The 26,550-nt window shown below is 50.4% G+C and carries 22 protein-coding genes; 13 read left to right on the top strand and 9 right to left on the bottom strand.

Annotated features, from left to right (window positions below; all coding sequences use genetic code 11):
- The first annotated feature begins 90 nt into the window (after positions 1–90).
- From F454_RS0100715 to F454_RS0100700, 4 genes are all read left to right on the top strand, one after another.
- Positions 91–1,392 carry a bifunctional UDP-3-O-[3-hydroxymyristoyl] N-acetylglucosamine deacetylase/3-hydroxyacyl-ACP dehydratase gene (locus F454_RS0100715; RefSeq protein ID WP_156817065.1) on the top strand — a complete coding sequence of 434 codons (1,302 nt, stop codon included), beginning with the start codon at positions 91–93 and terminating at the stop codon, positions 1,390–1,392.
- Between the two features lie 228 nt (positions 1,393–1,620).
- A complete protein-coding gene (locus F454_RS0100710; protein ID WP_018968699.1) occupies positions 1,621–2,406 on the top strand; it encodes a glutaminyl-peptide cyclotransferase in 786 nt (261 codons plus the stop codon).
- Positions 2,407–2,487: 81 nt separating this feature from the next.
- Positions 2,488–2,925, top strand: a complete 438-nt coding sequence (locus F454_RS0100705; protein ID WP_018968698.1) for a hypothetical protein — start codon at positions 2,488–2,490, stop codon at positions 2,923–2,925.
- Positions 2,926–3,012: 87 nt separating this feature from the next.
- The gene (locus tag F454_RS0100700) at positions 3,013–3,795 is read left to right on the top strand and encodes a hypothetical protein (protein WP_156817057.1); all 783 of its coding nucleotides are present in this window, start codon (positions 3,013–3,015) and stop codon (positions 3,793–3,795) included.
- Positions 3,796–3,804: 9 nt separating this feature from the next.
- On the opposite strand, the gene F454_RS15390 is transcribed toward F454_RS0100700, so the two are convergent.
- On the bottom strand, positions 3,805–4,527 hold the full coding sequence (locus tag F454_RS15390) for an esterase/lipase family protein (protein WP_018968696.1): 723 nt from the start codon (positions 4,525–4,527) through the stop codon (positions 3,805–3,807).
- 155 nt (positions 4,528–4,682) lie between these two features.
- Between F454_RS15390 and F454_RS16220 the strand changes: the two genes are divergently transcribed.
- Entirely contained in the window at positions 4,683–4,829 is a 147-nt protein-coding gene (locus tag F454_RS16220; protein ID WP_018968695.1) for a hypothetical protein, read from the top strand.
- 196 nt (positions 4,830–5,025) lie between these two features.
- Here the strand turns inward: F454_RS16220 and F454_RS0100685 are convergent, their stop codons facing one another.
- The 8 genes from F454_RS0100685 to F454_RS0100650 form a co-directional block, all read right to left on the bottom strand.
- Entirely contained in the window at positions 5,026–6,945 is a 1,920-nt protein-coding gene (locus F454_RS0100685) for an amidophosphoribosyltransferase (protein WP_018968694.1), read from the bottom strand.
- Between the two features lie 94 nt (positions 6,946–7,039).
- Positions 7,040–8,035, bottom strand: a complete 996-nt coding sequence (gene purM / locus F454_RS0100680) for a phosphoribosylformylglycinamidine cyclo-ligase (protein ID WP_018968693.1) — start codon at positions 8,033–8,035, stop codon at positions 7,040–7,042.
- A 187-nt stretch (positions 8,036–8,222) separates the two neighbouring features.
- Positions 8,223–9,767 carry a bifunctional phosphoribosylaminoimidazolecarboxamide formyltransferase/IMP cyclohydrolase gene (purH, locus tag F454_RS0100675; protein ID WP_018968692.1) on the bottom strand — a complete coding sequence of 515 codons (1,545 nt, stop codon included), beginning with the start codon at positions 9,765–9,767 and terminating at the stop codon, positions 8,223–8,225.
- Positions 9,768–9,948: 181 nt separating this feature from the next.
- Positions 9,949–10,725, bottom strand: a complete 777-nt coding sequence (locus F454_RS15385; RefSeq protein WP_156817056.1) for a hypothetical protein — start codon at positions 10,723–10,725, stop codon at positions 9,949–9,951.
- A 299-nt stretch (positions 10,726–11,024) separates the two neighbouring features.
- Positions 11,025–11,579 carry a type II secretion system protein GspG gene (locus F454_RS0100665; RefSeq protein ID WP_083912841.1) on the bottom strand — a complete coding sequence of 185 codons (555 nt, stop codon included), beginning with the start codon at positions 11,577–11,579 and terminating at the stop codon, positions 11,025–11,027.
- A gap of 72 nt (positions 11,580–11,651) precedes the next feature.
- Positions 11,652–12,938: a type II secretion system F family protein gene (locus F454_RS0100660; protein ID WP_018968689.1), complete on the bottom strand. Its 1,287-nt coding sequence runs from the start codon at positions 12,936–12,938 to the stop codon at positions 11,652–11,654.
- A gap of 71 nt (positions 12,939–13,009) precedes the next feature.
- Positions 13,010–14,677: a GspE/PulE family protein gene (locus F454_RS0100655; protein ID WP_018968688.1), complete on the bottom strand. Its 1,668-nt coding sequence runs from the start codon at positions 14,675–14,677 to the stop codon at positions 13,010–13,012.
- A gap of 30 nt (positions 14,678–14,707) precedes the next feature.
- Positions 14,708–16,438 carry a GspE/PulE family protein gene (locus F454_RS0100650; RefSeq protein ID WP_018968687.1) on the bottom strand — a complete coding sequence of 577 codons (1,731 nt, stop codon included), beginning with the start codon at positions 16,436–16,438 and terminating at the stop codon, positions 14,708–14,710.
- A 184-nt stretch (positions 16,439–16,622) separates the two neighbouring features.
- Here F454_RS0100650 and F454_RS13655 point away from each other — a divergent pair, with 184 nt between their 5' ends.
- The 8 genes from F454_RS13655 (at position 16,623) to F454_RS0100610 (ending at position 26,502) form a co-directional block, all read left to right on the top strand.
- A complete protein-coding gene (locus F454_RS13655) occupies positions 16,623–18,464 on the top strand; it encodes a cation:proton antiporter (protein ID WP_018968686.1) in 1,842 nt (613 codons plus the stop codon).
- Positions 18,465–18,469: 5 nt separating this feature from the next.
- Complete coding sequence (locus tag F454_RS15380) at positions 18,470–19,222, top strand: class I SAM-dependent methyltransferase (RefSeq protein WP_018968685.1); 753 nt, start codon at positions 18,470–18,472, stop codon at positions 19,220–19,222.
- 106 nt (positions 19,223–19,328) lie between these two features.
- Complete coding sequence (locus F454_RS0100635; RefSeq protein WP_156817055.1) at positions 19,329–19,799, top strand: hypothetical protein; 471 nt, start codon at positions 19,329–19,331, stop codon at positions 19,797–19,799.
- Between the two features lie 332 nt (positions 19,800–20,131).
- Entirely contained in the window at positions 20,132–22,408 is a 2,277-nt protein-coding gene (locus F454_RS0100630; protein WP_026292614.1) for a protein kinase domain-containing protein, read from the top strand.
- 83 nt (positions 22,409–22,491) lie between these two features.
- Positions 22,492–22,923, top strand: a complete 432-nt coding sequence (locus tag F454_RS0100625) for an exosortase system-associated protein, TIGR04073 family (RefSeq protein WP_018968683.1) — start codon at positions 22,492–22,494, stop codon at positions 22,921–22,923.
- A gap of 107 nt (positions 22,924–23,030) precedes the next feature.
- Entirely contained in the window at positions 23,031–23,933 is a 903-nt protein-coding gene (locus tag F454_RS0100620) for a putative selenate ABC transporter substrate-binding protein (RefSeq protein WP_018968682.1), read from the top strand.
- 54 nt (positions 23,934–23,987) lie between these two features.
- Positions 23,988–24,734 carry a phosphonate ABC transporter ATP-binding protein gene (locus F454_RS0100615; protein ID WP_018968681.1) on the top strand — a complete coding sequence of 249 codons (747 nt, stop codon included), beginning with the start codon at positions 23,988–23,990 and terminating at the stop codon, positions 24,732–24,734.
- Positions 24,727–26,502: a PhnE/PtxC family ABC transporter permease gene (locus F454_RS0100610; protein ID WP_018968680.1), complete on the top strand. Its 1,776-nt coding sequence runs from the start codon at positions 24,727–24,729 to the stop codon at positions 26,500–26,502. Before F454_RS0100615 ends, F454_RS0100610 begins: the two co-directional genes overlap by 8 nt.
- The last annotated feature ends 48 nt before the right edge of the window (positions 26,503–26,550 follow it).

Here is a 26,550-nt window from a genome sequence, read left to right as displayed (position 1 = left end):
GGCACAATGTACCGTTGATCTTCTGCTCGGGAAGTCAAAAATCTTGCATGTTTGCTAGGAAGAGCTTTCACTGTGGCCATGTCGACAGTAATGCAACAAACTCTTGCCGCGCCAGCCTCTCTAGAGGGCTCCTCGCTCCACACTGGCCAGAAAGTGACACTAACCATCAAGCCAGCCCCAGTTGACTCAGGGTTTCAATTCCGCCGTATCGATCTTGACGACCAACCCTTCATCGATGCTGATGTGGATAAGGTGCAGACTGTCGAGCGCGCCACCACTCTCGCTGAAGGGTCCGTAAAAGTCCATACCGTTGAGCATGTCATCTCCGCCCTTACCGGCATGGGAGTGGACAATGCACTGATCGAAATGGACGCCAATGAACCACCCATCGGTGACGGATCATCCGCACCCTACGTAGAACTTATCAAACAAGCTGGAATCGTCACCCAAGACGAGCCTGCTAAGATTTGGGAAATCCGTGAGCCTCTCTTCTATGACGCCGGAAATGGTTCACTCATCACCATCATCCCAGATAAAAAGTTCCGCATCTCCTGTACCAATGTAGGCCCAGATGGCCGCTTCACCCAGTTCTTCAGTAGTGAAGTCAACCCAGAAACCTATGAGAAGGAAATTGCTCCAGCTCGTACGTTTGTCTACTATGAAGACGTCAAGCCACTGCTCGACAAAGGCTTGATCAAAGGTGGTTCCATTGAGAATGCCGTGGTCATCCGCGGTGAGGAAGTCATGAGCAAAGATCCGCTCCGCTTTGACAATGAATTTGCACGCCATAAAGCACTTGATGTGATTGGCGACCTCATGCTCAGCGGCAAGCGCATCACAGGTCACGTCATCTGTGTCAAACCTGGCCACGGCCCGAACACTAAAATGGCAGCTCTCCTCAAGCGTAACTATCTTCGCATGCGTTCCATGGTGCCACCACTCGCAATCCCTAGAGGTGAAGCAGTGCTGGACATCAATGACATCCTCAAGATTCTCCCCCACCGTTATCCCTTCTTGCTCGTCGACCGCATCATTGATTTCGAGGGCGACAACAAGTGTACCGGTGTGAAGAATGTCACGATCAACGAGCCATTCTTCCCTGGGCATTTCCCTGGGCACCCCATCATGCCAGGAGTTCTGCAGGTAGAAGCGATGGCGCAAGTCGCATCCTGCCTCATGCTCCGCAAGCCTGAAAACCAAGGCAAGATCGGCTATTTCATGAGTGCTGACAACGTTAAGTGGCGCAACCCTGTACTGCCGGGTGACACACTCTTCATTGAGGCTGAAATCATCAAGACTCGCCGCAACATTGGCTTTGCCCACTGCCGCTGCGTTGTTAATGGTGAGGTGGTCTCTTCAGGTGAACTCAAGTTCGCCCTTATGGACGACTGATCATAGAAGGAACAGTCCTAAATTTCTACAGCCCCGAGACAGCCATGCTGTTCGGGGCTTTTTAGTGGCAACACCCAAAATACGTCCACCTAGAGCTTAGAGATAGGTTGCGCCTTCATCTCCGCAGCACAATCACGTCCTATCAGCGGCGATTTTTGCGGCATCATAGTTGAGTTGACGCCAACACTCTGATACCTCTCAGTCAATGCTACGACGTATCGATCTCCGATGAAACAATTAGCTCCAAGCCCTCTCCTGTTACTAACTCTTTTCACGATCCTCTTGCATAGCTCACAGCTAGTCGCAGATGATCGAGCTGGTGCACCCACGTATCAGATTGAAGTTGTTAAAACCTACCCGCATGACGCCCAAGCATTCACACAGGGTCTGCTCTACCACGATGGATTCCTCTACGAAAGCACTGGGCTCAATGGGCGCTCAAGCCTCAGAAAAGTCGAACTTGAAACAGGCAAGGTGCTCAAACTACGCCGGATCAAATCCCAATTCTTTGCTGAAGGACTAGCACTATGGAATGGCAAACTCATCCAGCTGACTTGGCAAGCCGGATTAGCATTTGTTTATGATCGCGACAGCTTTCGCCAAGTGAAGACCATGAGCTACCCAGGCGAGGGATGGGGATTGACCCGCTATGGTTCCCAGTTGGTCATGTCAGATGGTAGCTCAGAATTGCGTTTCCTCGACCCAGCCACCTTCCATGAAATCAGGCGCATTCAAGTCCATGATGCAGGAAAGCCCGTGCTTAAGATCAATGAACTTGAATCCATTAAAGGAGAAATCTACGCCAACCTGTGGCAAGAAAATCGAGTGGCTCGTATCAACCCCAAAAATGGGAAAGTGACCGCTTGGTTGGAGATGGCTAAGCTGGCTCCTAAAAAATATCGTGACAATGACCAAGCCGTTCTCAATGGCATTGCCTATGACGCAGCTCGTGATCGCATTTTTGTAACAGGTAAGATGTGGGATAAACTCTACGAGATCAAAGTGGTCGAGTGAGACCCTGAGACCCCCGCTATTCTTACTTGCCATGCTTTCAGGCTTGGAACATAGCACTTACTGACTTATGTTAGGTTGTCTATGAGATTTCTTTCATACTTGGCAGCAGCAATCAGTGTGATGATGGCTGTAAGCTGCAACTCCCCTTATGAAGTTCGCACTGCGGAAGCGATCATTTCTCCAAAACCCACTACCGAGGAGATGGTAGAGCACCTCAGGCGCACCTTCCCACAATATCAAATTTCGGTTCATAATCCACCATACCCATACGACTATATATCCCTTGGGATACGCGCTCACAACACCCCAGAAGACACAACCGCAGCAGCCTCAGTCTCTATTCAAGATCTTGATGAACACCATTGGATCTACTTCTGCGCTATTTGGAAGCCTTCAGAACCTGGCAATAAGCTCAAAAAAGCAGCCGCCAAAGAGCTATCTGAAGAACTTCTAGCATCCATGCAACAACGCTGGCACCTCAGCGAAATTAGAAATGAGCATTTCTCGCTCTTCCACTGATCGAACCTGTACTTTCGTGTTAGCTGGATTGCCCGAATTTCATTGCTACAGCATGTCAAATCGTTATGTTCTTCAGAACTCTTAACTATGATGTGTTTGCGAATTGTTCATCTTGCTCTGATTCCCCTACTCGCCTTTTCAGGAATGGCTACTGCTCAGTCCCTGAGTTCAGCCTCTCATAACCCATTTAAAAAGCACAAGTACCCATGGAAGATGAACATCACCGCGACCATCTTCTGGGTTGGTGAGTCACCCAGCGGCCGCAACAAAACCCACAACTACTCGAGTTCGTGGGACACCCATTGGGCTAAAAACTTTGGCGGATTCGACAATCCAGACCCAAAAGCGCGACACAAAACTCAGTTCCGCCCAAAAGCATTCAAACCCAGGCAGAATCCATTCTATATCGCTCTGCCATATAACGATCGAATCGATTGGCGCAAACACAAGCCAGAAGCCAAACGGGTCATTCCATGGTTTAAAAAATACAACCCGAAGCCAGGTAAAACTGTCTGCAAAGGTCGTTGGCTTCAGATCGTTTTCGGCAAAAAAGTTTGCTATGCACAATGGGAAGATTGCGGGCCATGGACCACAGACGACTGGCGCTATGTATTCGGCAATCGCCGACCTAAAAATAAGCACAACAAAGGAGCCGGTATCGACATCTCCCCTGCCGTGCGTGATTACTTGGGTATGAAATCAGGAGATAAGTTGCACTGGCGCTTTGTCGACTTTGAAGATGTGCCCAAGGGGCCATGGGCTCGCTACGGCGATAACAATCCATTTGTACATCCTGAGTTGGATCGCGACCTCCTAGCCAAGCGACGTTACATGCAATACCTACAAAAACGTCGCGATGACAATTCGTAACACGGCGACTTAGACCACCTCTCCTTTTTTAAGGAACTTACGGCTCAACTTGAGCACCGTGGGGTCACTCGTGATCAATGTGTGGTCAATCGACAGCACGTGAAAATCCTGTAGCCCCTGTACTTTACCGCTGTCTACACGCACGATGCCGTCGTTGGCCACCCCATCAAAGACGAATTGAAAAATGGTGATCTTGGGGACTTTACCCATAATCACCATCACTTCATCAGGAAGCTTAGCCACTTCATTAGCCATGCTCTCGGTGCTTAAGAATTTACCCGCAGGCCCAAAACAATGCACAAATGGTGATTCTCCAAGCCAGTCCATAATCCAACTACCTTGCAATGGTGGAGCCAGCATCACCACCCTGCCGAGATTCTGGATGCCGAATTGATTCCAGTAGCGCCTGAACACCACACAGCCCAGTGAATGCGTCACAAAGTGCACACGGCGATATGATCCAGCATATTGCTCGATGAGGCTTCTCAGAAGCTCCACCATCTCTTCCAAGTGCATTGCATAACTACTGTATGAAACATTGAGCGTCGCATAACCATCTGCTTGCAGTGCGCGCACCACCTGCCCCATAGCAAACTTACTTCGCCACAGCCCATGCATTGCAATCACCAGTTCCTCACCATCACCATGGAAGTCGTGGCTATAGCTGAGCCCTGGGATGGGCGGGATGATCGTGCTTGCTCTACTCCAGAAATGTTGAGCAGAACACATCATATTCGAGACAAGTGACTTAGATGGAGCATTCACAAGAAAATTAAAAAGTTAGAACATTTCTTCATTTTTCTGGAATAATGTCGAGCATCTATCACTCTATACTATGTAGCCTACGGTTGGTTACATAAGCAAAAACCAAAAAACAAAGTATCACTATGAAACTCGTTAAAACATCACTCCTCGCAGTTGGATTCATCGCAGGCCTTTCCGGCGCAGCACTCGCTGACAACTGTGAATCAAAGAAAGAGTGCAAGGACAAGAAAGAGTGTTCTTCAAAGAAGAAGTGCGACAAGGACAAGTAATCTTGTCTCTGTAGCGAGTGCAAACGAACGTGTTGCACTCCCCACTTTTCTCTACAATGCATTCAGCCCAACGGCAGGACTTTTCTGCCATTGGGCTTTTTTGTGTCTATTGCATAAAAATGCCTTCGAGCCAGCACTCGAAGGCAAATTCATTCAAATAAGTTAAGTGACTGAAGTCACTTCAGGCACTGACGTTTTAAAGCTCGTAACCTCGTCCGGTCTTACCTTCGAACCAGTTGATATACGCACCGTTGACAGTTGCTACACCACCGGGTGTTGGGTAATCACCTGTGAAATACCAATCGCCGCATGGGCCTTTGATCGAAGCGTGAAGATTTTCAATTGTCTGGAAGATGATTTCGACTTCACCATCCCACTCAACACCATCAGGGAAAACTAATTTACTCACTTCAGCAGAAATTTCTTCCGCACTAAAGTCGGCGTAAATACGCTTCACTTGGTTCACGCGTTCTCCGAGTGGCTTATCAGACTCGGCTAGGCAAGCTTGGTGGACTTCTTCAAAAATCCCGTCAGTCCCACGCTTCTTGTGCAATGAGACCGCCGCGTTAAACGCCACAAACTTCCCTAACTCTGACATATCAATACCGTAGCAATCTGGGTAACGAATCTGAGGAGCTGTCGAACAAATCACAATTTTCTTAGGGTTGGTCCTAGATAGGATCTTCAGGATGGACTGCTTCAGTGTCGTCCCCCGCACAATAGAATCATCTAGCATGACCAATGTGTCATCTGGCTTGATCACACCGTAAGCGATATCGTAGACATGTGACACTAGCTGCGCTCTTCCCTTCTCTTGTGAAATGAAGGTTCGCATCTTTATATCCTTCTGAGTCACCTTCTCAGCTTTTGGCCAGTTCTTGAGAATCACGTCATCGAGCATGCTCGCATCGAGAGTGCCGTCTTCTAGTGCCGTTAGTAGATCTGAACGCACTTGCTGACGACGGAATAGTCGAAGACCGTCCATCAACCCGTAGTAGGCTGTCTCAGCTGTATTGGGGATAAATGAGAATACGGCCTTATCGAAATTCCCACCCATAGAATTCACCACTTGATCAACGAGGGCTGCCCCCATTGCCTTGCGTTCGCGGTAAATCTCAGGATCATTACCACGGGAGAAGTAAATCTTCTCGAATGAACATGGCTTGAGTTCCTCGTGCTGATGGAAGCGTTGATTACTGATCTGACCATGGTGGTTGACGATCGTGCAGGATCCAGGCTCGAGTTCGTGAATTTCACCACGTGAGGTTTCAAATACCGTCATCAATGGCACACGCTCGGATGAAAACGCAATCACTTCATCGTCTATGTAGTAAGAACAAGGACGAATGCCGCGCGGGTCGCGCATCACAAACATATCACCATTGCCTACAGTACCACAAATGGCGTAGCCGCCATCCCAATGCTGGGCTGACTCAGTGATCACCTTATGCAGATCGAGATCTTCAGAAATTTTAGACGGAATGAGATCCCCATCGATTCCTTGGTCGCGCATCTCACGGTAGAGGTCAGTGTGCGCTTCATCGAGATGGAACCCAACCTCTTCCAATACGGTCTGTGTGTCAGTACCAAAGACTGGATGCTGTCCGCGCTCAATCATGGTGCGGTTCAATGAACCTGCGTTGGTCATATTGAAGTTGCCCTGCACCATCAAGGTACGCGTGATCCAATTACTTCGGCGCAAGTACGGATGACATGAGCCTTCATCAAAGCGCCCTGATGTACCATAACGCAGATGCCCCATGAGGATTTCACCACAAAAGTCATAATTCCCCTTACAAGAATCAGCATTGTTCGGGTCAACATCTCCTGAGGCGACCAAACTATTGAACTGCTTGACCTCCTTATTGAAAATTCTTGAGAGAGAATCACTTTTCACGCTACGGCGGCGGAAGATGTATGGCTGCCCAAGTGGCATATTCAACTTACAGGAGCCAATACCTATACCATCCTGGCCACGGTTGCGCTGCTTCTCCATCAGGAGGAAGAGCTTATTGAGGCCCCAAAGCGGTGTGCCATATTTCTCGATGTAATAAGAGATTGGTTTACGCAATCTGACGACTGCAATACCACATTCGTGCTTCAATGGGTCACTCATGGTGCAATATATTCTAAAAACGAAGAATTTCTAATGTTTGGGTGTGCTCTGAATTGATTCACGACCCAACGGAGAGAGAGATACAAGTGCTTACTTACGCGCCTTTTTCGATCACGCGCACGCCTTCTTGGCTCACAACCTTACCAATCACAGCCCCACCCGGGCCAGCTGCGAGGATCGCGTCAGCTTCATCTGCAGAGACGATAGCGACCCAACCGATTCCCATGTTGAAGGTGTGGAATTTGTCTTCCGCATCAACAAACTCGAACAACTTACGCATTGGCTTGTTGTCCCAGAATGGAATTTCAAGATCCGCCCCCAAGCCCTGGAAGAGTCGCTCGATGTTTTCAGGGAGACCGCCACCAGTGATGTGGGCGTATGCCTTCGGTGTGACACCGGTCTTGCGGATGTCAGCCACTACATCGTGGTACAGGCGAGTCGGAGCCAATAAGCTCTGTAGTTCCTCTTCGGAAAGCGCATCTGGGTGTTCCGCAATCACACGGCGAATCAAACTCCAGCCGTTTGCGTGAGGACCATCAGACGGGTAACCAACAAGAACATCTCCTTCTTGAAGTTGAGTCGGGTCGATAAGATTTTCCTTTTCACAGGCACCGATGCAGAAGCCCGCGAGCTCAACCACATCTTCAGGGACGATGCCCGGCATTTCTGCAGTCTCGCCACCAGCGAGGATACAACCACAATCTTCGAGGTAATCGCACATGCCAGCAATGAGTTCGGTAATCATGCGCTTATCGAGTGCTGCGATGCCCACGTAGTCGAGGAACATCAATGGGTCGCCACCTGTGGTGATGATGTCATTCACACTCATTGCAACAAGATCCTTACCAGCAATGCCGTATTCTTCTTTTTGGAGGAGAATGTCTAGTTTGGTTCCTACCCCGTCACAACCAGTCACAATCACTGGTTTTTCATACTCACTCAAATCGAACGCTGCGGCAAAAAGCCCAAATGCTCCGTAGAGTTTGCGTTGCTGCTGCGTACGGCGTACATGAGTGCCAATATCGCCGACGAGAGCAGCTGCTTCTCTTGTGTCGACCCCAGATTCTTTATAGGTGAGTTTGCCTGACATGATGTGACTTGGTTGTAACATTGAGCCGCCTAGATGCAAGACCTTTGGCGATAAGTTTCACCAAGAACTCACTAACACCTTCAATGCCTTCAATCCTATATAAAACCAAGCATAGCGAGGCACACTAAAAACAAAATAGCCCCAAACGCTGAATGCGCATGGGGCCATCTGGTAAATCAAACGAGCCTTAGTGGCGGAAGTGGCGGTGACCAGTGAAGATCATCGCGATGCCTGCTTTATCAGCAGCTGCTATCACCTCTTCATCACGGATCGAACCACCAGGTTGAATACAAGCCGTGGCCCCGGCAGCGATAGCCGCTTCGAGACCATCCGCAAATGGAAGCATTGCATCAGAAGCCATGACCGAGCCATCAAGAGACAACCCAGCCTCTTCAGCTTTCCAAATTGCAATACGCGAAGAATCCACGCGGCTCATCTGGCCAGCACCCACACCGAGTGTGCGGTCGGACTTCGCGTAAACGATAGCATTGGACTTAACGTGCTTCACCACACGCCAAGCAAAGCGCATCGCACGCATCTCTTCTTCGGTCGGTGGGCGCTTCGTAACCACGCGTTCCTCGAGTCCATCAAGGCCAAGAGCAGTGTGGTCACGATCCATGACCATCACACCACCCGGCGCAGAGCGAATGAGGGGCTCCTTCTTTGCTACCGCGTATGCCTCAACATTCATCTTGATCAAGCGAAGGTTTTTCTTTTTCTGTAGGATCGCACGAGCTTCAGGCTCGAAGTCAGGAGCGATAATCACATCAGTGAAAATAGCTGAAATGACACGAGCCAAGCTCTCAGTAAGTGGGCGATTCACCACGATCACACCACCAAATGGTGCTTGTGTGTCGGTCTCAAATGCACGCTGCCAAGCAACTCGGAGATCTTCATCATCCTGACCAACTCCACATGGATTCGTGTGCTTGAGGATGCCCACAGTGGGACGTGCGAAGTCAAAAATAAGGTCAGCAGCAGCTTCAATATCAAGAATGTTGGTGTAGCTGAGCTCTTTCCCCTGTAGCTGAGTGAAGGATTCATCAAAACTCCCATAGAGGTTTGCTGCTTGGTGTGGATTATCACCGTAGCGTAGCTCATGGTTGATCGGAAGCGTCAGATTGAGGGAAGAACGCGTGCCCTCTGAGGCCTGACTCAGGTAATTGGTGATGGCTCGATCGTAGCTTGATGTGCGGTTGAATACTTTCACCGCGAGCTCCTCGCGCAACTTGCAGGATGTATCACCGTCGTGCGCCGCCATTTCTTCGAGCACACGGTCGTAGTCGCCACTGTCGGTCACCACTGTCACGCTGCGATAGTTTTTAGCTGCAGAGCGGAGCATGGATGGCCCGCCGATGTCGATATTTTCAATCGCTTCAGCAAGGGTGACATCTTCACGAGCGATGGTTTGCTCGAATGGATAGAGATTGACCACCACCAAGTCGATTGGAGGAATGTCGTTCTCTTTCGCCTGTGCGAGGTGAAGCTCGTCGTCACGCTTGTGCAAGAGACCGCCGTGCACCTTAGGGTGCAGGGTCTTCACGCGTCCTTCAAACAGCTCAGGAGCACCAGTGAAAGTAGAAACGTCGATGACAGGAAGACCAGCTTGGCGGATCGCCTCAGCTGTGCCGCCAGTGGAGAGTAACTCCACACCAAATTCGTGTAACTTCTTAGCGAAGTCAACCAGCCCAGATTTATCTGAGACTGAAAGTAAAGCGCGTTGGATTGCCATAATAATTATTGAGATAGCTTAATCGCCGATCCAGTTGGGAACAGCGACCCACAGTCCCTACTCTACCACCATCGATTCGACAAGGCGAATATGTCACATTTGAGGAGAGTCATATTGCATAAAAAATGGCCCACTGGAGTCTCCAGTGGGCCATTAGTAAAAATAGACTTCTCGAGAGAGCTTAGGCTTCCTCGGAATGATCTTGTTTTCCTTCGGTCACAGCAGGCTCTTGATCAGCCGCATGATGGTCTGTTTGGCGATCCTCCTGCTGACGTGGCGCTGGATTGCGACGCTGTCGCTGCTGCCCTTGGAGTGATTGGTTTTTGCGCCCCTGCTCTTCTAGGAAGAGCTCTGCAAGTTTGAAACTACGCTTCGCGAGTTCCTTACCCTCCTTATCACCGATGAGAGCAAGCCCCTCTTCACTGACTTCCGCGAGGAAGACACTCCAGGCTTTTTCATTGAGCTCCTCGGGGTTGATTTGAATCGCTGCTTGATTCTGCTGCTGAGGCGCGGCATCAGCTTTGCCACCTCGATTGCGACGACCGCGCTTATTACGACTGCGACCCTGGCCACCTTCCTGTGACTCATCCGATGGCTGCCCACCTTCTGCGCTTTGCTGACCCTGCGCTGGCTTATCGCTTGTTGAATCACCTTCAGCTGGCTGGGTGCGAACATCGCGAACTCCTTGCTTAGGCTCTCTGGCACTTGAGTCATCCGAACTCTCTGGCGCAGCTTCTTGCGTTGGAGTTGCGACTGAATTCACCTGCTCAGGCTTCTTTGCTGCTTTCTTCGCAGACTTACGCGCAGACTTCTTCTTGGCTGGCTTTTCTTCAACGCCACCCTCTTGTGGTGCGCTTACTACTTCTCCGGCGGAAACTTCTGAATTCACTTCCTCCTGCGACTGTTTGGCACTGCGCTTGCGCGCCGCCTTCTTCGCAGCGGTTTTTTTGGTACTCATAGAATGGGTGAACTTGCTCGCGGTTACTCCGGGAGCAGGCTTGATGTGTTTTGATTTTTTTAAAGCACGTATTGCTGGTTGGTCACCGTTGAGCAATCCAAACAAACGCGCCGATAAATGGTAGCCCACACTGCGCATGATGAATGCACCATGCTAGAAACAATGAAGCTGCGACTAGTCAGCTGTAATTTGAGAGACCTGTAAAGAGGATTATCGTACCGAAGTCACCCCACTAACAAAAAACACCCGCGAGGCTAATCTGCCAGCGCGGGTGTGAAATGTGGCTTTCTGATGAATGCCTACCAGTTGGTGACGTCGTCGTCTGTGTCAAACTCACCGTCTGGACCTGCAGACCAAAGATCAAAACCATTTTCGACGTTATTGTTAACGCCTGGGTATTGATAACGCATCGGATTGCGCCACGGATCGATCACCAAGCGGTCGTCATTCACGTAGCGACCAGCACCTTCGTACTCTGGATCGATCTCAGGAAATGCCGGCACGACTTGGTCGTCAATACGCCCATCGTTATTGTAGTCACCTGACAACATACGGTAGAGGCCACGCGTGCTGGTCTTACTCCCCCCGCCTGCAGGTAAATTACTAGCGCTATCCAACACGTCAGCCAAGTCAGCCAACTCAGTTTTTGAGAACCCTTCACCGACACGAGCCTCTAGAGAGTTCGAAAGCACCTCGATCATGAGCTCTGCTTGTTGGATTTTAGCATTCTTCTGAACCAACATGAAGGCGCCGAAACCGACCCCCGCAAGTACAGCTATGATCGTGATTACAGTGAGCATCTCGATCATGGAAAAAGCTGAGCGACGGGATTGTTTAGATGAATATCGTTTCATAATCTTTATGGAATAAGAATCAAGGTGGTGCCAGCTCAAGCGGCCACACCACCTATCGAGAAGTGATCAACATTAGCCACCTACAGATTCGATCATCTTGATGAGCGGCAAGAACATCGCAAACACGATAGAACCAACGATTCCTGCAAGGAGCACGATCATCACTGGCTCGATAATGGATGTGAGCGCTGTCACAGAACCATCCACTTCATCATCATAGACATCTGCCACCTTGAGTAGCATATCTGGCAACTGGCCAGTTTCCTCACCCACATCCACCATGCTAATAACCATTGGAGGGAACACTGGGCTAGCCTGAAGTGGCGTCACAATAGACTCACCTTCCTTCACCGCGTCATGAACCTTGTCAATCGCCTCAGCCACCACAACATTGCCTGCGGTTTCACGTGTGATCGACAATGCCTGTAGGATCGGCACACCAGATGTCACGAGAGTTCCTAAGGTGCGCGTGAAGCGAGCGATCGCACTCTTGCGCTGAATGTCACCGAAAAGCGGAAGCGTGAGCTTGATGCCATCCAGCTTGTAGCGCCCTGCCTTTGTCTGCCCCCATGCGCGAACGCCTGCAAAGAGCGCCACAGCAACGACAAAAAGCCATGCCGCATTCGGAACGCCTAGCGTGCTCGCAATCATCTTATCCGAGAACCCGAACACAATTTGAGAAATCATTGGAAGTTCGGAGCCATCCTGCCCGTCGAACATTTCCTTGAACTTAGGAACGATCACTAACATCAAGAAAACCAAAATACCAACCGCGATGAACATCACAATAAATGGGTACACCATCGCTGCAACGATCTTGCTCTTGAGTTTATCCGCCTTCTCCATGTACTCAGCGAGACGTGTGAGCACGACCTCAAGCACACCACCAAGCTCACCGGCTTTCACCATATTCACATAGAGCTTATTGAATATTTTGTTGTGCTGAGCTAAGGACTCGGAAAATGTTGCACCACTTTGGACAGAATCCGCTAGTGAGCTCAAAGTCCCCCGAAGCACCGGGTTCGGCTCTTGTTTAGACAAAACCGAAAGACTACGCATCAACGGCAGACCAGAGTCAATCAATGTGGCCAACTGACGCGTGAAGATCATCAAAGCCTTCGGCTTGATCTTGCCGCCTTTCTTCGCCGCTTTTTTCTTAGGGGCTGCTTTTGCTTTTGATTTGTTGTTGGCAGCTTTCGCCTTTGGAGCAGCCTTCGCCTTACCTGCTTGGCTGACGGCTGTTGGGTAGAGACCCTGAGCACGAAGCTGCTGACTTGCTTCAGCGTCGCTCGCAGCGGAGATCACCCCAGAGGTCTCTTCACCCTGAGCATTGAGTGCTGTATATTCAAAGTTTGGCATAATGTTATCCTTTAACGTTGTGTGGTTTGTGTAGGTTTTTACGTGTAAAATTTAATTTAATCTAGAGGCATTTATGTGTACTTAAGCACCTCTTCGATAGTGGTTTTGCCATTGTAAATGTTGGCAAGCCCATCCTCTCGCAGCGTGCGCATACCGAGCTCGATGGCTTTCTGTTTGAGCACCACAGTAGGTGCGCGATCGGTGATTAACTCACCAATTGGCTCGGTGATATCCAGCAGCTCGAAGAGTCCTTGACGCCCCTTGTAGCCACTGCCGCCACAGACATCACATCCGCGGCCAGTATAGAATTCCTTGTCACCCAATTCGTGAGGCGAAACACCGAGCTGAGTCAAAATTGCCTCATTCGGGTCGTAGGGTGAACGGCAACTCGAACAAATGGTTCGAACAAGACGCTGAGCCAACACCCCTTCAAGCGAAGCGGCAACCAAGAACGGCTCCACCCCCATATCCACCAAACGCGTTACCGCACCTGGCGCATCATTGGTATGCAGTGTACTCAAGACCAAGTGCCCAGTGAGAGAGGCCTGAATTGCAATTTGGGCCGTTTCTTTATCACGAATCTCACCAACAAGAATGCGATCGGGGTCCTGACGCAGGAATGCTCGAAGCACCCGCGCAAAATCAAGTCCAATAGATTCATTCACAGGAACCTGGATGATGCCATCGATATCATATTCCACCGGATCTTCGGCAGTAAGCAGCTTATGATCAATGGTGTTAATCTTGCGCAGCGCTGCGTAAAGCGTGGTGGTCTTACCTGCACCAGTCGGGCCTGTCACCACAAAGATACCATTCGGCTTTAAAATCGTTTCATTAACATACTCGTAAATTGCCGGTGGCAGCCCGACGGCTTCCATGTCCAAATTGACGCTACTGCGATCCAGCACACGAAGCACCACGGATTCCCCATATTGAGTCGGCAAGGAAGACACACGCATGTCGACCTGCCTATCTCCGATTTGCTTCACAATTCTACCGTCTTGAGGAATACGCGTCTCAGCGATGTTCATGTTCGACATCACCTTAACACGAGAAATGATCGCTTTTGAAAGATGTGCTGGCGGTGGAGCCAACTCGAAAAGCGAGCCATCCACACGATAACGAATCTTAAAGTCGTTCTCAAATGGCTCGAAGTGAATATCGGATGCTTTTTCTTTAATTGCCTGGAAAAGCACCAAATCGACAAAGCGAATGATCGGTGCCGCATTCACCTCGGAATTCAAATCCTCAGTGCCATCCGGCTTCGTTTGCACCGCCATGTCCTCCAGCATGCCATTGATCGCTTCAGCACCGCCGTAGCATTCATCAATTTTCTCCTCCACGAGATGACTTGGCGCCACTGCGAGGATGATCGTCTGGCCGAGAGCAAACTGCAAATCCTCCACGGCCTGTGGGTTCAGGGGATCCGAGAGCACAACGTGTAGCCCCTCAGCGCCATAGCCAATAGGAAGGCAGCCATGCAATCGTGCTGTGCCAGCTGGAACCAACTGAAGTAACTGAGGTGCAGGCGTGAAGTCTGCAATGTCGACGAGCTCAGCACTGAGTTCAGAGGCAACCACAGCCCAAAGCTCATCTTTGTTGGTGATCACCTCAAAGTCGGTAAGAGTCTCAGCCATCGTCTTACCGCTGGCTTCCATGGAGGATGTGATGTCTTGCGATAGATACTTATCAACCATGCCACGGCCGATAAAGATCTCTAAAATTTGTTGATTATCCATTGTGATAAAAAATTTAGGTTTCTGTGTGGATTAGTGGCTATCGGACATGGTGACGCTGATAACTTCGGAGGCGGAGGTCAGTCCCGCCTGCACTTTACGAATGCCATCTTCTCGAAGAGTACGCATCCCTAACTCTCGAGCACGCTGACGCAATTGTGGTGAAGTCAGATTCTCGTTGATCATATGACGCACCTCATCATCCACTTCTAAAATCTCAAATATCCCCATTCGGCCTTTGTAGCCTTTGCTGCGGCAGGACTCACACCCTACAGGACCATAAATTGAATGATTATCCACCTGCGTCGGATCGAGGTTGAGCATGCGCATTTCGCGTTCATCTAGAACTGCTGGAGCTTTACACACTGGGCACAATTTACGCACCAGGCGCTGGGCGATCACGGCGCGAACTGCAGACGCAATCAAGAAACGTTTCACCCCAATATCCGCAAGACGAGCCACGGTGCTCGGTGCGTCGTTGGTGTGCAAGGTGGAGAATACCAAGTGACCCGTAAGTGACGCGTTGATCGCAATATTAGCGGTCTCCGCATCACGAATCTCACCCAACATGATCACATTGGGAGCCTGACGCAGCATCGCTCTCAGCGCCGCGGCAAAAGTCATCCCTACATCAGCCTTCACCATCACCTGGTTGATGCCCGGCATTTCATATTCTACTGGATCCTCCACCGTGATGATCTTGCGATCTGGTTGGTTGATGTAATTCAAGCAAGCATAGAGAGTCGTTGTCTTACCAGAACCTGTCGGCCCTGTGACCAAAATAATACCATCCGGCAACTTGATGTAGCGGCGAAAGCTATCTTGGTCGTCTGATAGGAAGCCTAACTCGCCCAAACCAAGTACGAGTGCAGACTTATCAAGAATACGCATCACAACACTCTCACCATGGTTACTAGGCACACTCGACACACGAAGATCCACGTCCTTCCCCCCTGCCTTGATCTGAATACGCCCATCCTGAGGAAGACGCTTTTCAGCAATACTCATGGTCCCACTCATCACCTTGATACGCGCAATGATCGCAGGAAGAAGTTTCTTCGGGTGATGTGCCACTTCGATCAACTTACCGTCCACACGGTTGCGAATCCGCAGCGATTTCTCTAGTGGCTCAATATGGATATCAGACGCGCGCATCCGCAAGGCGTCCACCAAGATCGTTTGAACCATCTTAATGATAGGGGCATCCGCAGCATCACTATCTTCATCACCAAAACTGAAGGAATCAAACTCATCCACATCCTCATCTGCTGCAGCACTGCCACCATAACCAGCATTGATCGCATGATGGATGGACGAATACGTGGCGCAGACAGGGTTCACCTCACGCGATAGCACGTGTGGCAAGGTATCTAAAATCTCAAAATCGAGTGGATCCGCAAGCGCAACCGTGAGCGCATAGCCGTCATCCATAATAGGCACCACATTAAAGCGACGCGCCACATCCTCCGGCACGAGCGCATACATCTCAGGGGCCACCTGGGTGTTCGCTAGATCGATATACTCCATGCTCGAACTCTGGGCACATACAAATGCCACCTGTTCTTCACTGATTCTATTGTCTCGAATCAAGCGCTCAATCACGCTTTCAGCACCGTTAAGTTGAGCCCTAACAGCTTCAACCTCATCGTTAGTAATGATAGAAGCCTCAACAATGAGCTCTAATAAATAGTCTTCGTTTGAATACACGGTTTGGTTTTCTTGGTCTTTTTTTGTGTAGGAATCTAATCTACAAGATGAATTCATCTTATGCAGATTAGGCAATACATTGGCTAAGCACCCATGCCACGTCAAGGGAGCAAACAGTAATTTTACATATATTGACGATTTGTTAGTTATCGTCTGAACTTACGTGCATACATTGCATATACAATGTCATGAAATCCATCTTGACCTACTCAGAAAACACCCCAACATTCGATGCTAACACATGTTCAATTTTTCAGACATCCCATTTGGCGGCTTTGCATCCATTGTACTCGGCATTGGCATTATTGCGCAATGGGTCGCTTGGCGCTACAAACTCCCCTCGATTCTCATCTTGCTATTCAGCGGATTCATCGGCGCCCAACTTTTAGGCCTCAATATTGACACCTACCTCCCAGGACACGAGGGAGAATCCATCATTCTATCCCTGGTCGGCATCTGTGTTGCCATCATCCTCTTTGAGGGTGGCTTGACACTCAAATTTTCAGAACTCAAATCAAGCGGTGGGCCAGTATTTTTTCTGTGTTCACTGGGCGTCGTCGTGTCATTCGCCTGCACCACCTTAGCTGGAATCTATCTATTGGGATGGGACTGGCGTATTGCGGCGATCTTGGGCTCCATCCTGGTCGTCACAGGTCCCACGGTGATTGCACCGTTAATCAGACACGTCAAACCCTCAAAAAAAATAGCCTCCATCGTGAAATGGGAGGGCATCGTGGTCGACCCCATAGGCGCGATCCTCGCCGTCTTCACATTTCAAGCAGCCATTGCCGGCGGAGTTGAGCAGGCCAAGACCCCCATCCTCTATAGTTTGGGGTTAACTCTACTGGTGGGTGTGTTACTTGCATTTTTACTCGCTAAGCTGATCGAGTTGCTACTCAAGCACCACCTCATCCCAGACTACCTTCATTCATTTTTCCTACTCGCGGTGGTAGCCATTGCTTTCTCTGTATCCAACGTCATCCAACACGAATCAGGTCTCCTCACCGTAACCGTCTTAGGCATCACACTTGCCAACCAGAAATCTGTATCTGTTCGCCACATCGTTGAATTCAAAGAAACGCTACGCACCCTCATCATCTCCGTGCTTTTCATCGTCCTAGCGGGACGCATCGAGACCTCCAGCTTAATAAACGCCCTCATCCCAGGATTGGCCTTGCTGGCCATTCTCGTCATCGTGGTTCGCCCACTCAGCGTCTTCATCTCAACTATTTTCTTAAAACAGGTAAATATGAATGAAAGGCTCTTCCTAGCAGCACTCGCCCCTCGTGGCATTGTCGCAGCCTCGATCACTGCTATTTTCGCAATCGAACTGAAGCGTGCCGCAAAAACCAATGACGGATTTCCTGAAGGCATCGCTGAACAAGCTGACATCATGGTGCCGATCATGTTCATTATCATCATTGGCACCGTCACCATTTATGGACTCCTCGCTGCCCCATTTGCCAACAAGCTAGGCATCGCAGCAAAAAACCCACGCGGCGTCCTCTTTGCCGGCGCAGATCGATGGATTCGAAAAATTGCTCTCGCACTTCACAAAGATGGGCACAGCGTGCTCCTACTCGACACCAACTACTCGAATGTGGCAGCCGCCAATGTGGATGGCATCCCAGCAAAACGCGCCAACATCCTCTCCGAGTACGTGGAGGAAGAACTGGAGTTCTCTGGCCTCGGCCAACTCGTTGCAGGCACACACAACGATGAAGTCAATAGCCTCGCCGCAAACGAATTCAAGCACATCTTTGGTAGCGCAAATGTGTGGCAAGTCGCACCACTCGACGACAAGGCGCACCACACCACAGCTGTAGCCTCTCACATACGCGGCCGCATCATCTTCCCCAAACGCCTCAACCACCGCAGACTCTCCGAAATCTCAGCCTCAGGCATGGAAATCAAGAGCACCAAGCTTTCTGAACACTTCACCTATGATGACTTTTTGAACAACCACCCAGACGCCATCCTTCTATTCACCAGCTCGGCAGAAAAAGGCCTTCACCCAGCCTATGATGGCATGAAGTCCCCTGGAATGGGTGTCACCATTTACGCCTTCACCCACCCCAACTAAACATCATGTATCTCGATCTCGAAGCGGAACTTCACGACATCTTCTGGGATGCCGAGCCCGAAGCAAATGAACATCCATTACTCGAAGCATTTTTAGCACAACATCCCGGAAAATCGCTCGAAGTTGGCTGTGGCTCTGGCAGACTCCTCCTTCCGCTTTTATCTCAATTTGACATCGAGGGTGCCGAAATATCTAAAGATATGGTGCACCTCCTTGAGAAGAACGCTGCAAGTCTGAACCTCTCTCCCACGATCCATTGCGGAGACATCCTCACACTCAAACTCGAGCAGCGCTATGACGCCATCACCATCCCAGCGTTCACCCTTCAGCTGCTGAGTCGACCGCAAGCCCACAGACTACTCGAACAACTGCGGACCATTAGCAAACCGCATGCCGGTCTCTATATTAGCACCTTCATCCCTTGGAGCGAAATTGTCGACGACTTAGAACCAGATACCTGGAACCTCGATAAAGAGGCGCAACTCGATGACGGCTGCACCGCCAACTGCACCACGCGCCATCAAATCAATCGGCTCCACCAAACACTCGACCGTGAACACCACTACAGCGTCAAAAAAAATGGGAAAACCCTACGATCACATAAGGTTCAGCAGCATCTCCAATATTACTTTCTCCCAGAGCTGCAGTCACTACTCGAGGCCAACGGCTGGAGTTGGAAGGACTATGATGCTGACTTTATCAGTGGTCACCATGATTGCGATGCCAGCATCGTCACCTGCTACGCTCAGGCGAACTAACCAACACCACCCATAAATTTGGCAATCTAGTATTCTTTACAAAGGTCTGCAGTCCCATTAGGTATCTCGCATGAGATTTATTGCGACAACCTGGGGAGCATGTGGCGTGGCAGCATTACTATTGTCTGCTATTTGTCGATTAGCCCCCAGAGGTTTCGCAGTGTTAAGTCAAGACCTCACCCTGGTGCAGTGGGTCGCCCTAGCCCTCTTTGCCATCTTCATGCTCCACGCCGAAGGCTATCGAGGGTTTCAAAAGAAATTCTCACCGCGCACAGCGGCTAGAGTGCACTACCTTTACCATAACACCACCCCGTTGCGCGCACTTTTAGCACCTCTATTCTGCGTAGGTTACTTCGACGCATCCAAAAAAACGCGCATCGTATCCACTTGCCTCACCATCGGCATTATCCTTCTTATTATGGTCGTGCGCTACTGCCCAGAGCCTTGGCGCGGGATCATCGACTTCGGTGTGACACTCGGCCTCAGCTACGGCCTCGCCTCCTACATCGTGTTTCTATTCAAAGTCTTCTCCAACAAAGATCACGGAATTGACCCTGAAATGCCTAAGCGCGGCTAATCCAGCATTCGCCACAAAAGGACTATTAGCATTAACTAACAAGTCTATGCCATAACTTCGGCATACGGTGAGGCATCCTAACACTTGCTAGAGTTAGCGATAACTCGCCCCCACTAACAATGCAGCACCCATCAATCTGCATACGTTCAAAGACTTAGAAAACAAGGTGTCATTATTCGGCACACCACACTAGGCAATCGACACGGCCGAGACTGGTGCGAGCCTGTAGTTATCGACCTTTTCGTTAGATTGGCAGATTATTTCACAATGCTTAATTTCTGTATTGCCAGAGCCAGCTATTTACTCAAGTATGCTTTTGAATTGCTGTAAACATGTCAGAAGAAAGATACGAAATCAGAGGGAAAATTGGTCAAGGTGGCGTAGGCGCTGTATATCGAGCGTACGACACCCAACTCCGCCGAGAAGTTGCGATTAAACGAGTCCTTGCAGATGAGGATGGCAATGAAGATGTCAACCAGGACACAGCAACAGCAAACCTTCTGAAGGAAGCTACTGCACTATCGTCGGTTCAACACCCTCACATTTGTACAGTGTACGATGCGGGTATTGACAAGGAAGGTCCATTCGTAGTCATGGAGCTCATCAATGGTAAAACCCTTGATGAAATGGTCGATCGCGGCACCCTCACCTTCGATGACTTCCGCGAAGTAGCCATTCAATCCCAAGAGGCTATGATTGCGGCACAAGACCTCGACCTTGTGCACCGCGACCTCAAGCCATCCAATGTCATGGTATGCTGGCTCCCCTCTGGCCGATTCCAAGTCAAGTTGGTGGATTTTGGTCTCGCTAAATTCTCAGCCAAACCGTCACTCCAGACGATTGATCACGGCGACGCAGTATTTGGCTCTATCTTTTTCATGGCTCCTGAGCAATTCGAGCGCACCCCTCTCGACCGTCGCACTGACATGTACGCACTTGGTTGCATGTACTACTATTCACTTGCCGGCACCTACCCATTCAATGGCGATAGCGCTCCTCAAGTGATGGCCGGCCACCTTCAGAACTCGGTGCAGCCACTCCAAGAGCTGCGCCCAGATCTGCCAGCATGGGTATGCGAGTGGGTCATGTGGCACATTTCACGCAACATGGAGGACCGCCCAGATTCGGCCCGCGTGGCGCTAGAAAGATTCATCAACAATGAAACCATCGCAGCACAAAATGGCGGTGTGGTTCCATCCGCGGCCTCATCCCCGCAGCTCGTGATTCCTGCGACAGCTTCCAACAGGATCCAGCCAGCTACAGCGGCGACTCCAGTGCAGCCAGCACTTTCAGGAAAGACAGCCCCACAATCTATCACATCTCCTACTGGCGTCTCCGCAGTCTCCCAAGGACAGCGCATTCAGCCAGCTTCAGCAATCACAGGCGGCACAGCAATTCAACCAGCCCGCCCAGCGATCGCATCCAACCCAACCATCACTCCAGAAACCGGAGCAAACCCTGTCACTCCAGCAGTAACCACACCTGAAGAGGAACAAGCAGCTGCCGCAGCGGCTGCGGCAGAACAACAAGTCGCCATCCAAGCCAAAGCCAAAAAGCAGAAGACCTTGATTATTGGTGCTGTTGCCGGTGTCGTGGTACTCGGAGGCGTGGCCGTCATGCTGATGGGATCCAGCGGCGATGTGAAGCGCTTCAATGCTCTCACCGAGCAAGCGGCTGACATCACCGTGGGAGACCTCCCCACAACAGAAGAGGACACTCGCATCCTGCTCACGGCTCTCAACGATGACACGCTGCAGAACCGCCACGCAATCCACAAGCGACTCATGAAGGCTTCTGAGCAAGGTGACTTCTCAGTGGATCAAATGATCCTCGAACACATCGCGGGCATCGATCCAAACTCCGAAGACGCCAAGCACCTCGCCACAGTAATCGGTCAGCGTAATAACAATGACGCAATTGCTGAGCTTCTCAAAATTGCGGTTAAACACCCGAACACAGGACTCGCAAAAATCGCCATCGAAGCCTCATCAAAAACCATCAACCAAGCGAACTTTAAGCCATTCCTCAGTATTCTGTCTGCAACCGACAAGTCTGATGTGAAACGCCAGGCCGAGCGCGCCCTCAAGGACACCATCTCAAAGAGCCGCGACAAAGGCGAACTCACTAATCTCCTTCTTGGTTCCTTCGACAGCTCACTTGATAAAAACTTCCGCCTCGCCATGATTCGACTTCTCGGCAACTGCGGCAGCCCCGCTGCCAAACTGAAACTCGAAGAGTGCCTCAAATCGAGTGAATCAGGTGAGCGCATCGCTGCAGCTGTGGCTTTCTCCAGCTGGCCGAACGACGAACCCTTTGATGCCCTCATCGATGCCTACGCCTCTGAAGAATCGATTTCTGCAAAGGACCAGATTTTCAAGAATGCCATCGCACTTCTTAGCTCAAAGCGCAATCACAACGAGTCGGAAATTGCCAACCGCTGGATGACACTCGCTGGTTATTCAAATTCAGATAAGCACAAATTCTCAATCATCAACGCTGCCGCATACGCCAAGCAAGATTGGTCACGTGCCGTGCTTGAGTACTACACAAGCAACGAGCATTCAAACTCCGTCAGGAATCGCGCCCAAGACAAACTCAGCTCACTCTAGCATTTAATTAGTTAAGACATCTTAAGTAATCCAGTTTTTTGGATTGCATGTTTCTATCAATTGTATTTAATCAATAAATCATTATGAGAAAAATCCTACTCACAGCTACAGCAATGACTCTCGTAAGCGGCATCGCTTGCGCAGACTTCCATGCGCCTCCAGGCTCCACATACACAGCGAGCAGAAAGCTCGGCCGCGGTCTTTCCAACATTCTTTTCGGACTTGTTGAAATCCCGGAGCAAGTCGTTCGTAAAACTGATAGCTACGGTCGCAAGGCTGGCTTCACTTATGGATTTGTCGACGGCACCGCACGTGGCTTCCGCCGTATCGGTTACGGTTTCTACGAAGTCTTCACTTTCACATGCCCAACATTTCACGGCACATTCAAACAGCCTTACATCAAGTGTGGCCAAGACAACCGCATTGAAATGAACGTCCATGATGGCCTCTCTGAGTTCCCACCTGAGCTTGGTTTTGAGTCCTACTACTCACACTCACGCACTCAGAAATTCTAATTTCTAGCGTGTAACAATTCAACCAACGCCTAATCTAATCGATTAGGCGTTTTTTTTTTACGACAAAAATCTAATACCTAACAATACTGAGTCCAAATAGCACATCTATGAAATCAAAATTACTTCTTTCGATCACAGGCGCTGCCGCGATTGCCTCTTTCAGTGCTTGCAATAAGCCAGCGGAAGATGCCGCAGCCAGCACTTCCGAAAACACTCCAGTCCTTCGCTTTTCAGCCATTCCTGACGAAGACACCACTGCCCAAGCCCAGCGCTTTCAGCCGCTTGCTGACTACCTCAGCAAAGCACTCGAGGTTCAAGTAGAATTCGTTGCCTCACCTAACTACGGTGCTTCCGTACAAAAATTCAGCGGTGGTGACATCCAGCTCGCATGGTTCGGCGGCGTGACAGGCGTACAAGCGCGCCAAGCTGTCGATGGAGCACAAGCAATCGTAGCAGGATCCGCAGACCTCAACTTCAAGTCATACTTTATCGCGCACAACTCTACAGGTCTGCAGAAGTCTGACACATTCCCATCAGACATTTCCAAGCTCAAGTTCACTTATGGAAGTCAAAACTCTACCTCTGGTTGCATCATGCCCACTCACTTCCTCATGGAAGCAAGTGGTCAATCACCACAGGCATTCTTCACCCAAGAGTTTGGGTTCTCTGGCTCTCATGACAAGACACTTGAACTTGTAGCCAATGGTACCTTCCAGGCTGGGGCACTCAATTTCAAGACATACGAAAAGGCGGTTGCCGCTGGCAAAGTCGATCCAGCCTCCTGTGTCGTCATTTGGGAAACCCCTACCTATGCTGACTACAACATGACTGCTCACCCAGTGCTTAATGAGCAATTTGGTGAAGGCTTCATCAAAAAACTCCAGCAGGCTCTCATCAACTGTGACGACCAAGCAGCGCTCAATGCTCTCAAGCGTGCTCAGCTTGTCCCTGTTGAGAATGCGACTTTTGACGGCATCGCTTCCGTCATGGAGAAAGTCAGCTTCAAGTAATCTAGAGTATGAGTGATTGGCAATTCCAGACTCCATGCTAGGGTCGTCTTAAGAATGCTAGAACTCGACTCCATCTCTCTACATTTTGGCCAACACCCCGCTCTCACGGGTGTTGGCCTTTCTATTGCAGCCGGTGAGCAGATTGCTCTCATAGGTCCTTCAGGGTCAGGTAAAAGTAGCCTACTCAAACTCATTGCTACCGAATACCAAGCCAGCTCTGGCAGCCTAAGCATGGGCGGGCTCAATCCTGACACCATCGACGCCAAAGCTCTAAAGAAATGGCGGCAGTCGATCAGCTACATCCCTCAGCACCTCGCATTGATTCCCAACCTCAACGTCGCTCAGAACATACTCCTCGGCCAAGTTGGTCAGCAAAGCACACTCGCCACCCTCGGAAACTTGGTACGTCCCAATCAAGTTCAACTAGAAAGGGTTCACACCCTCCTTCATGAGGTTGGCATTCCTGAAAAGCTCTATCACCGTGCTGATACTTTATCGGGTGGGCAACTACAACGTGTCGCCATCGCACGTGCGCTCTACCAAAAGTCTTCCATCATCCTCGCCGACGAACCTGTATCCGCCGTTGACCCATCACGAGCGCACGCGCTCCTTGAGTGCCTCACTCAAGTGGCGACTGAGCATCAAGTCACCCTCATCTGCTCACTCCACAACCTCGACTACGCCAAACGCTTTTTCAGCAACATGATTGGCATGCGCGAGGGCCGCGTCAGCTACCAAGGATCTAGCGAGCACTTTAGCATCCGTGACTTCGAGGACTTATACTCGCTTCAACATGGATAAATCGCTCCCACCAACTGCTCCTCTCATGAGCTGGAGACGTGGATTTCTGCTAGGCTTTATTCTAGTGACCGCATACTGCCTCTGGGAGCTAGGCATTGATTTTGTGCAACTTCCCCCCAGCGCATCCCCCTACCAATCCGCAATCAACTTTTTTTCAGCGGCATGGCAGCCAGCATTTGTTGAGCAAAACCCGAGCCTACCAGATGGCAGTCCTAGCTTCATAAACCGAATTTTCGGGAATCTACTCACCACCCTACGCTATGCCTTCATTGCCATGTCGATGGCGGTTCCTGCAGGGCTGGTTCTAGGCTTTTTCGCGTCGCGTATCTGGCTCGATGCGACCAAGCACCTCAAGCCCCTACTTTGGGCGAATTACCTAGCGGTGCGTTTCATCACTACCGTGATGCGCTCCATTCATGAATTGATCTGGGTGCTCCTTTTCCTGAGCTTCCTCGGTGATTCTCCTCTCACCGCTTGCATCGCTTTAGCGATCCCCTTCACGGGCACCCTCGCCAAAGTCTTTTCAGAGATAATTGACGAACAAGACCCCGCTTCCTCCGAGCACATTCACCTTGCGGGGGGCAGTTCTGTTCAAGCATTTCTAGCTGCACGATTTGTCATCGCCCTACCCGACCTACTCACCTACACGATGTACCGCCTTGAGTGCGCTATTCGTTCCTCGGCAGTCCTTGGATTTATGGGACTAGAGACCATCGGGCTCGCCATCAAACAGTCATACGAGAACAACTACTACAACGAGGTGTGGACCGAACTCTACCTCCTCACCATCACAGTCATATGCTTTGATGTTTTAGGGACTTTAGTGAGGAAACGACTCCATCGTCCTGCACCATCACCCCGAGGCAACACAGCCACAGCATCGATCGCGGAGCTAAAGCAAGCACGACCACGCTGGAAGCTTCTGCCCATCACTTGGTGGCTACTCATTCTTGGTGCAGTGATTGCATGGACCGTGGGAGATGATTTAAACCAATACCATTCGCACCTCAGCCGCTGGGAACGATTCTGCAGTTTTGCCAAGCAGCTCATCCCCGAGCCAGTGCGGCATTCAGGAAATTGGAATGAAGCTCTTCCATGGTTGAGTGAACTCTGGAAAACGGATGGCGCCCAAGGGCTCCACATGACAATCATCATCGCCACAGCGGCACTCTGCATTGCGAGCACCTTCGGTTATTTATTGGCCCCATGGGCTAGCCGTAACATTGCCAACGCAAGCCCATTTGGCATCCACCAGGGACCAGCCTCAGCACTCAAGGCGTTCAGCTGGCGCGTTCTAGGATTCTGCCTGAGAAGCCTATTCACGGTGGCCCGATCCATGCCAGAATATATCATCGCCTTTTTGTTGATTGGTATTCTCGGGGCTCATACCTGGCCCTTGGTCATCGCGCTTGCAATCCACAACTTTGGGATCCTCGGGCGCCTTTGGGCAGAGGTAAACGAAAACCACGACCAAGCCGTATCAAGGCATCTGGCGGCGCGCGGAGCCACGCGAACGCAAGCCTACTTATTCGGCCTTCTTCCCACCAGTTTCAATCGCCACATCCTCTTCATCTTCTATCGTTGGGAAACATGTGTGCGCGAGTCCACCATCCTAGGAATGCTCAGCATTAGCTCCTTGGGCTACCTCATTAGCCGAGAGTCTAGCTTCTTGCGCTACGACTCCATGATGTACTTCATTGGCCTAGGGGTCCTTGTCGTCTTTGCCAGCGATCTCATTTCAGTCACACTACGTCGTCAGTCACGCTAGTTGCACACTCGAGGGTCCTTTCAATATGCTTGGAGCCACTTCATTAAG

It is taken from the genome of Rubritalea marina DSM 17716, assembly GCF_000378105.1.
Classification (GTDB): domain Bacteria; phylum Verrucomicrobiota; class Verrucomicrobiia; order Verrucomicrobiales; family Akkermansiaceae; genus Rubritalea; species Rubritalea marina.
This window is presented reverse-complemented; position numbering and strand designations above follow the sequence as displayed.

What these genes read in the sequence shown, in the direction of transcription:
- F454_RS0100715 (WP_156817065.1), top strand. Translation starts at nt 91, where the DNA reads ATGCAACAAACTCTTGCCGCGCCAGCCTCTCTAGAGGGCTCCTCGCTC.
- F454_RS0100710 (WP_018968699.1), top strand. Translation starts at nt 1,621, where the DNA reads ATGAAACAATTAGCTCCAAGCCCTCTCCTGTTACTAACTCTTTTCACG.
- F454_RS0100705 (WP_018968698.1), top strand. Translation starts at nt 2,488, where the DNA reads ATGAGATTTCTTTCATACTTGGCAGCAGCAATCAGTGTGATGATGGCT.
- F454_RS0100700 (WP_156817057.1), top strand. Translation starts at nt 3,013, where the DNA reads ATGATGTGTTTGCGAATTGTTCATCTTGCTCTGATTCCCCTACTCGCC.
- F454_RS15390 (WP_018968696.1), bottom strand. Translation starts at nt 4,527, where the DNA reads ATGATGTGTTCTGCTCAACATTTCTGGAGTAGAGCAAGCACGATCATC.
- F454_RS16220 (WP_018968695.1), top strand. Translation starts at nt 4,683, where the DNA reads ATGAAACTCGTTAAAACATCACTCCTCGCAGTTGGATTCATCGCAGGC.
- F454_RS0100685 (WP_018968694.1), bottom strand. Translation starts at nt 6,945, where the DNA reads ATGAGTGACCCATTGAAGCACGAATGTGGTATTGCAGTCGTCAGATTG.
- purM (WP_018968693.1), bottom strand. Translation starts at nt 8,035, where the DNA reads ATGTCAGGCAAACTCACCTATAAAGAATCTGGGGTCGACACAAGAGAA.
- purH (WP_018968692.1), bottom strand. Translation starts at nt 9,767, where the DNA reads ATGGCAATCCAACGCGCTTTACTTTCAGTCTCAGATAAATCTGGGCTG.
- F454_RS15385 (WP_156817056.1), bottom strand. Translation starts at nt 10,725, where the DNA reads ATGAGTACCAAAAAAACCGCTGCGAAGAAGGCGGCGCGCAAGCGCAGT.
- F454_RS0100665 (WP_083912841.1), bottom strand. Translation starts at nt 11,579, where the DNA reads ATGAAACGATATTCATCTAAACAATCCCGTCGCTCAGCTTTTTCCATG.
- F454_RS0100660 (WP_018968689.1), bottom strand. Translation starts at nt 12,938, where the DNA reads ATGCCAAACTTTGAATATACAGCACTCAATGCTCAGGGTGAAGAGACC.
- F454_RS0100655 (WP_018968688.1), bottom strand. Translation starts at nt 14,677, where the DNA reads ATGGATAATCAACAAATTTTAGAGATCTTTATCGGCCGTGGCATGGTT.
- F454_RS0100650 (WP_018968687.1), bottom strand. Translation starts at nt 16,438, where the DNA reads ATGAATTCATCTTGTAGATTAGATTCCTACACAAAAAAAGACCAAGAA.
- F454_RS13655 (WP_018968686.1), top strand. Translation starts at nt 16,623, where the DNA reads ATGTTCAATTTTTCAGACATCCCATTTGGCGGCTTTGCATCCATTGTA.
- F454_RS15380 (WP_018968685.1), top strand. Translation starts at nt 18,470, where the DNA reads ATGTATCTCGATCTCGAAGCGGAACTTCACGACATCTTCTGGGATGCC.
- F454_RS0100630 (WP_026292614.1), top strand. Translation starts at nt 20,132, where the DNA reads ATGTCAGAAGAAAGATACGAAATCAGAGGGAAAATTGGTCAAGGTGGC.
- F454_RS0100625 (WP_018968683.1), top strand. Translation starts at nt 22,492, where the DNA reads ATGAGAAAAATCCTACTCACAGCTACAGCAATGACTCTCGTAAGCGGC.
- F454_RS0100620 (WP_018968682.1), top strand. Translation starts at nt 23,031, where the DNA reads ATGAAATCAAAATTACTTCTTTCGATCACAGGCGCTGCCGCGATTGCC.
- F454_RS0100615 (WP_018968681.1), top strand. Translation starts at nt 23,988, where the DNA reads ATGCTAGAACTCGACTCCATCTCTCTACATTTTGGCCAACACCCCGCT.
- F454_RS0100610 (WP_018968680.1), top strand. Translation starts at nt 24,727, where the DNA reads ATGGATAAATCGCTCCCACCAACTGCTCCTCTCATGAGCTGGAGACGT.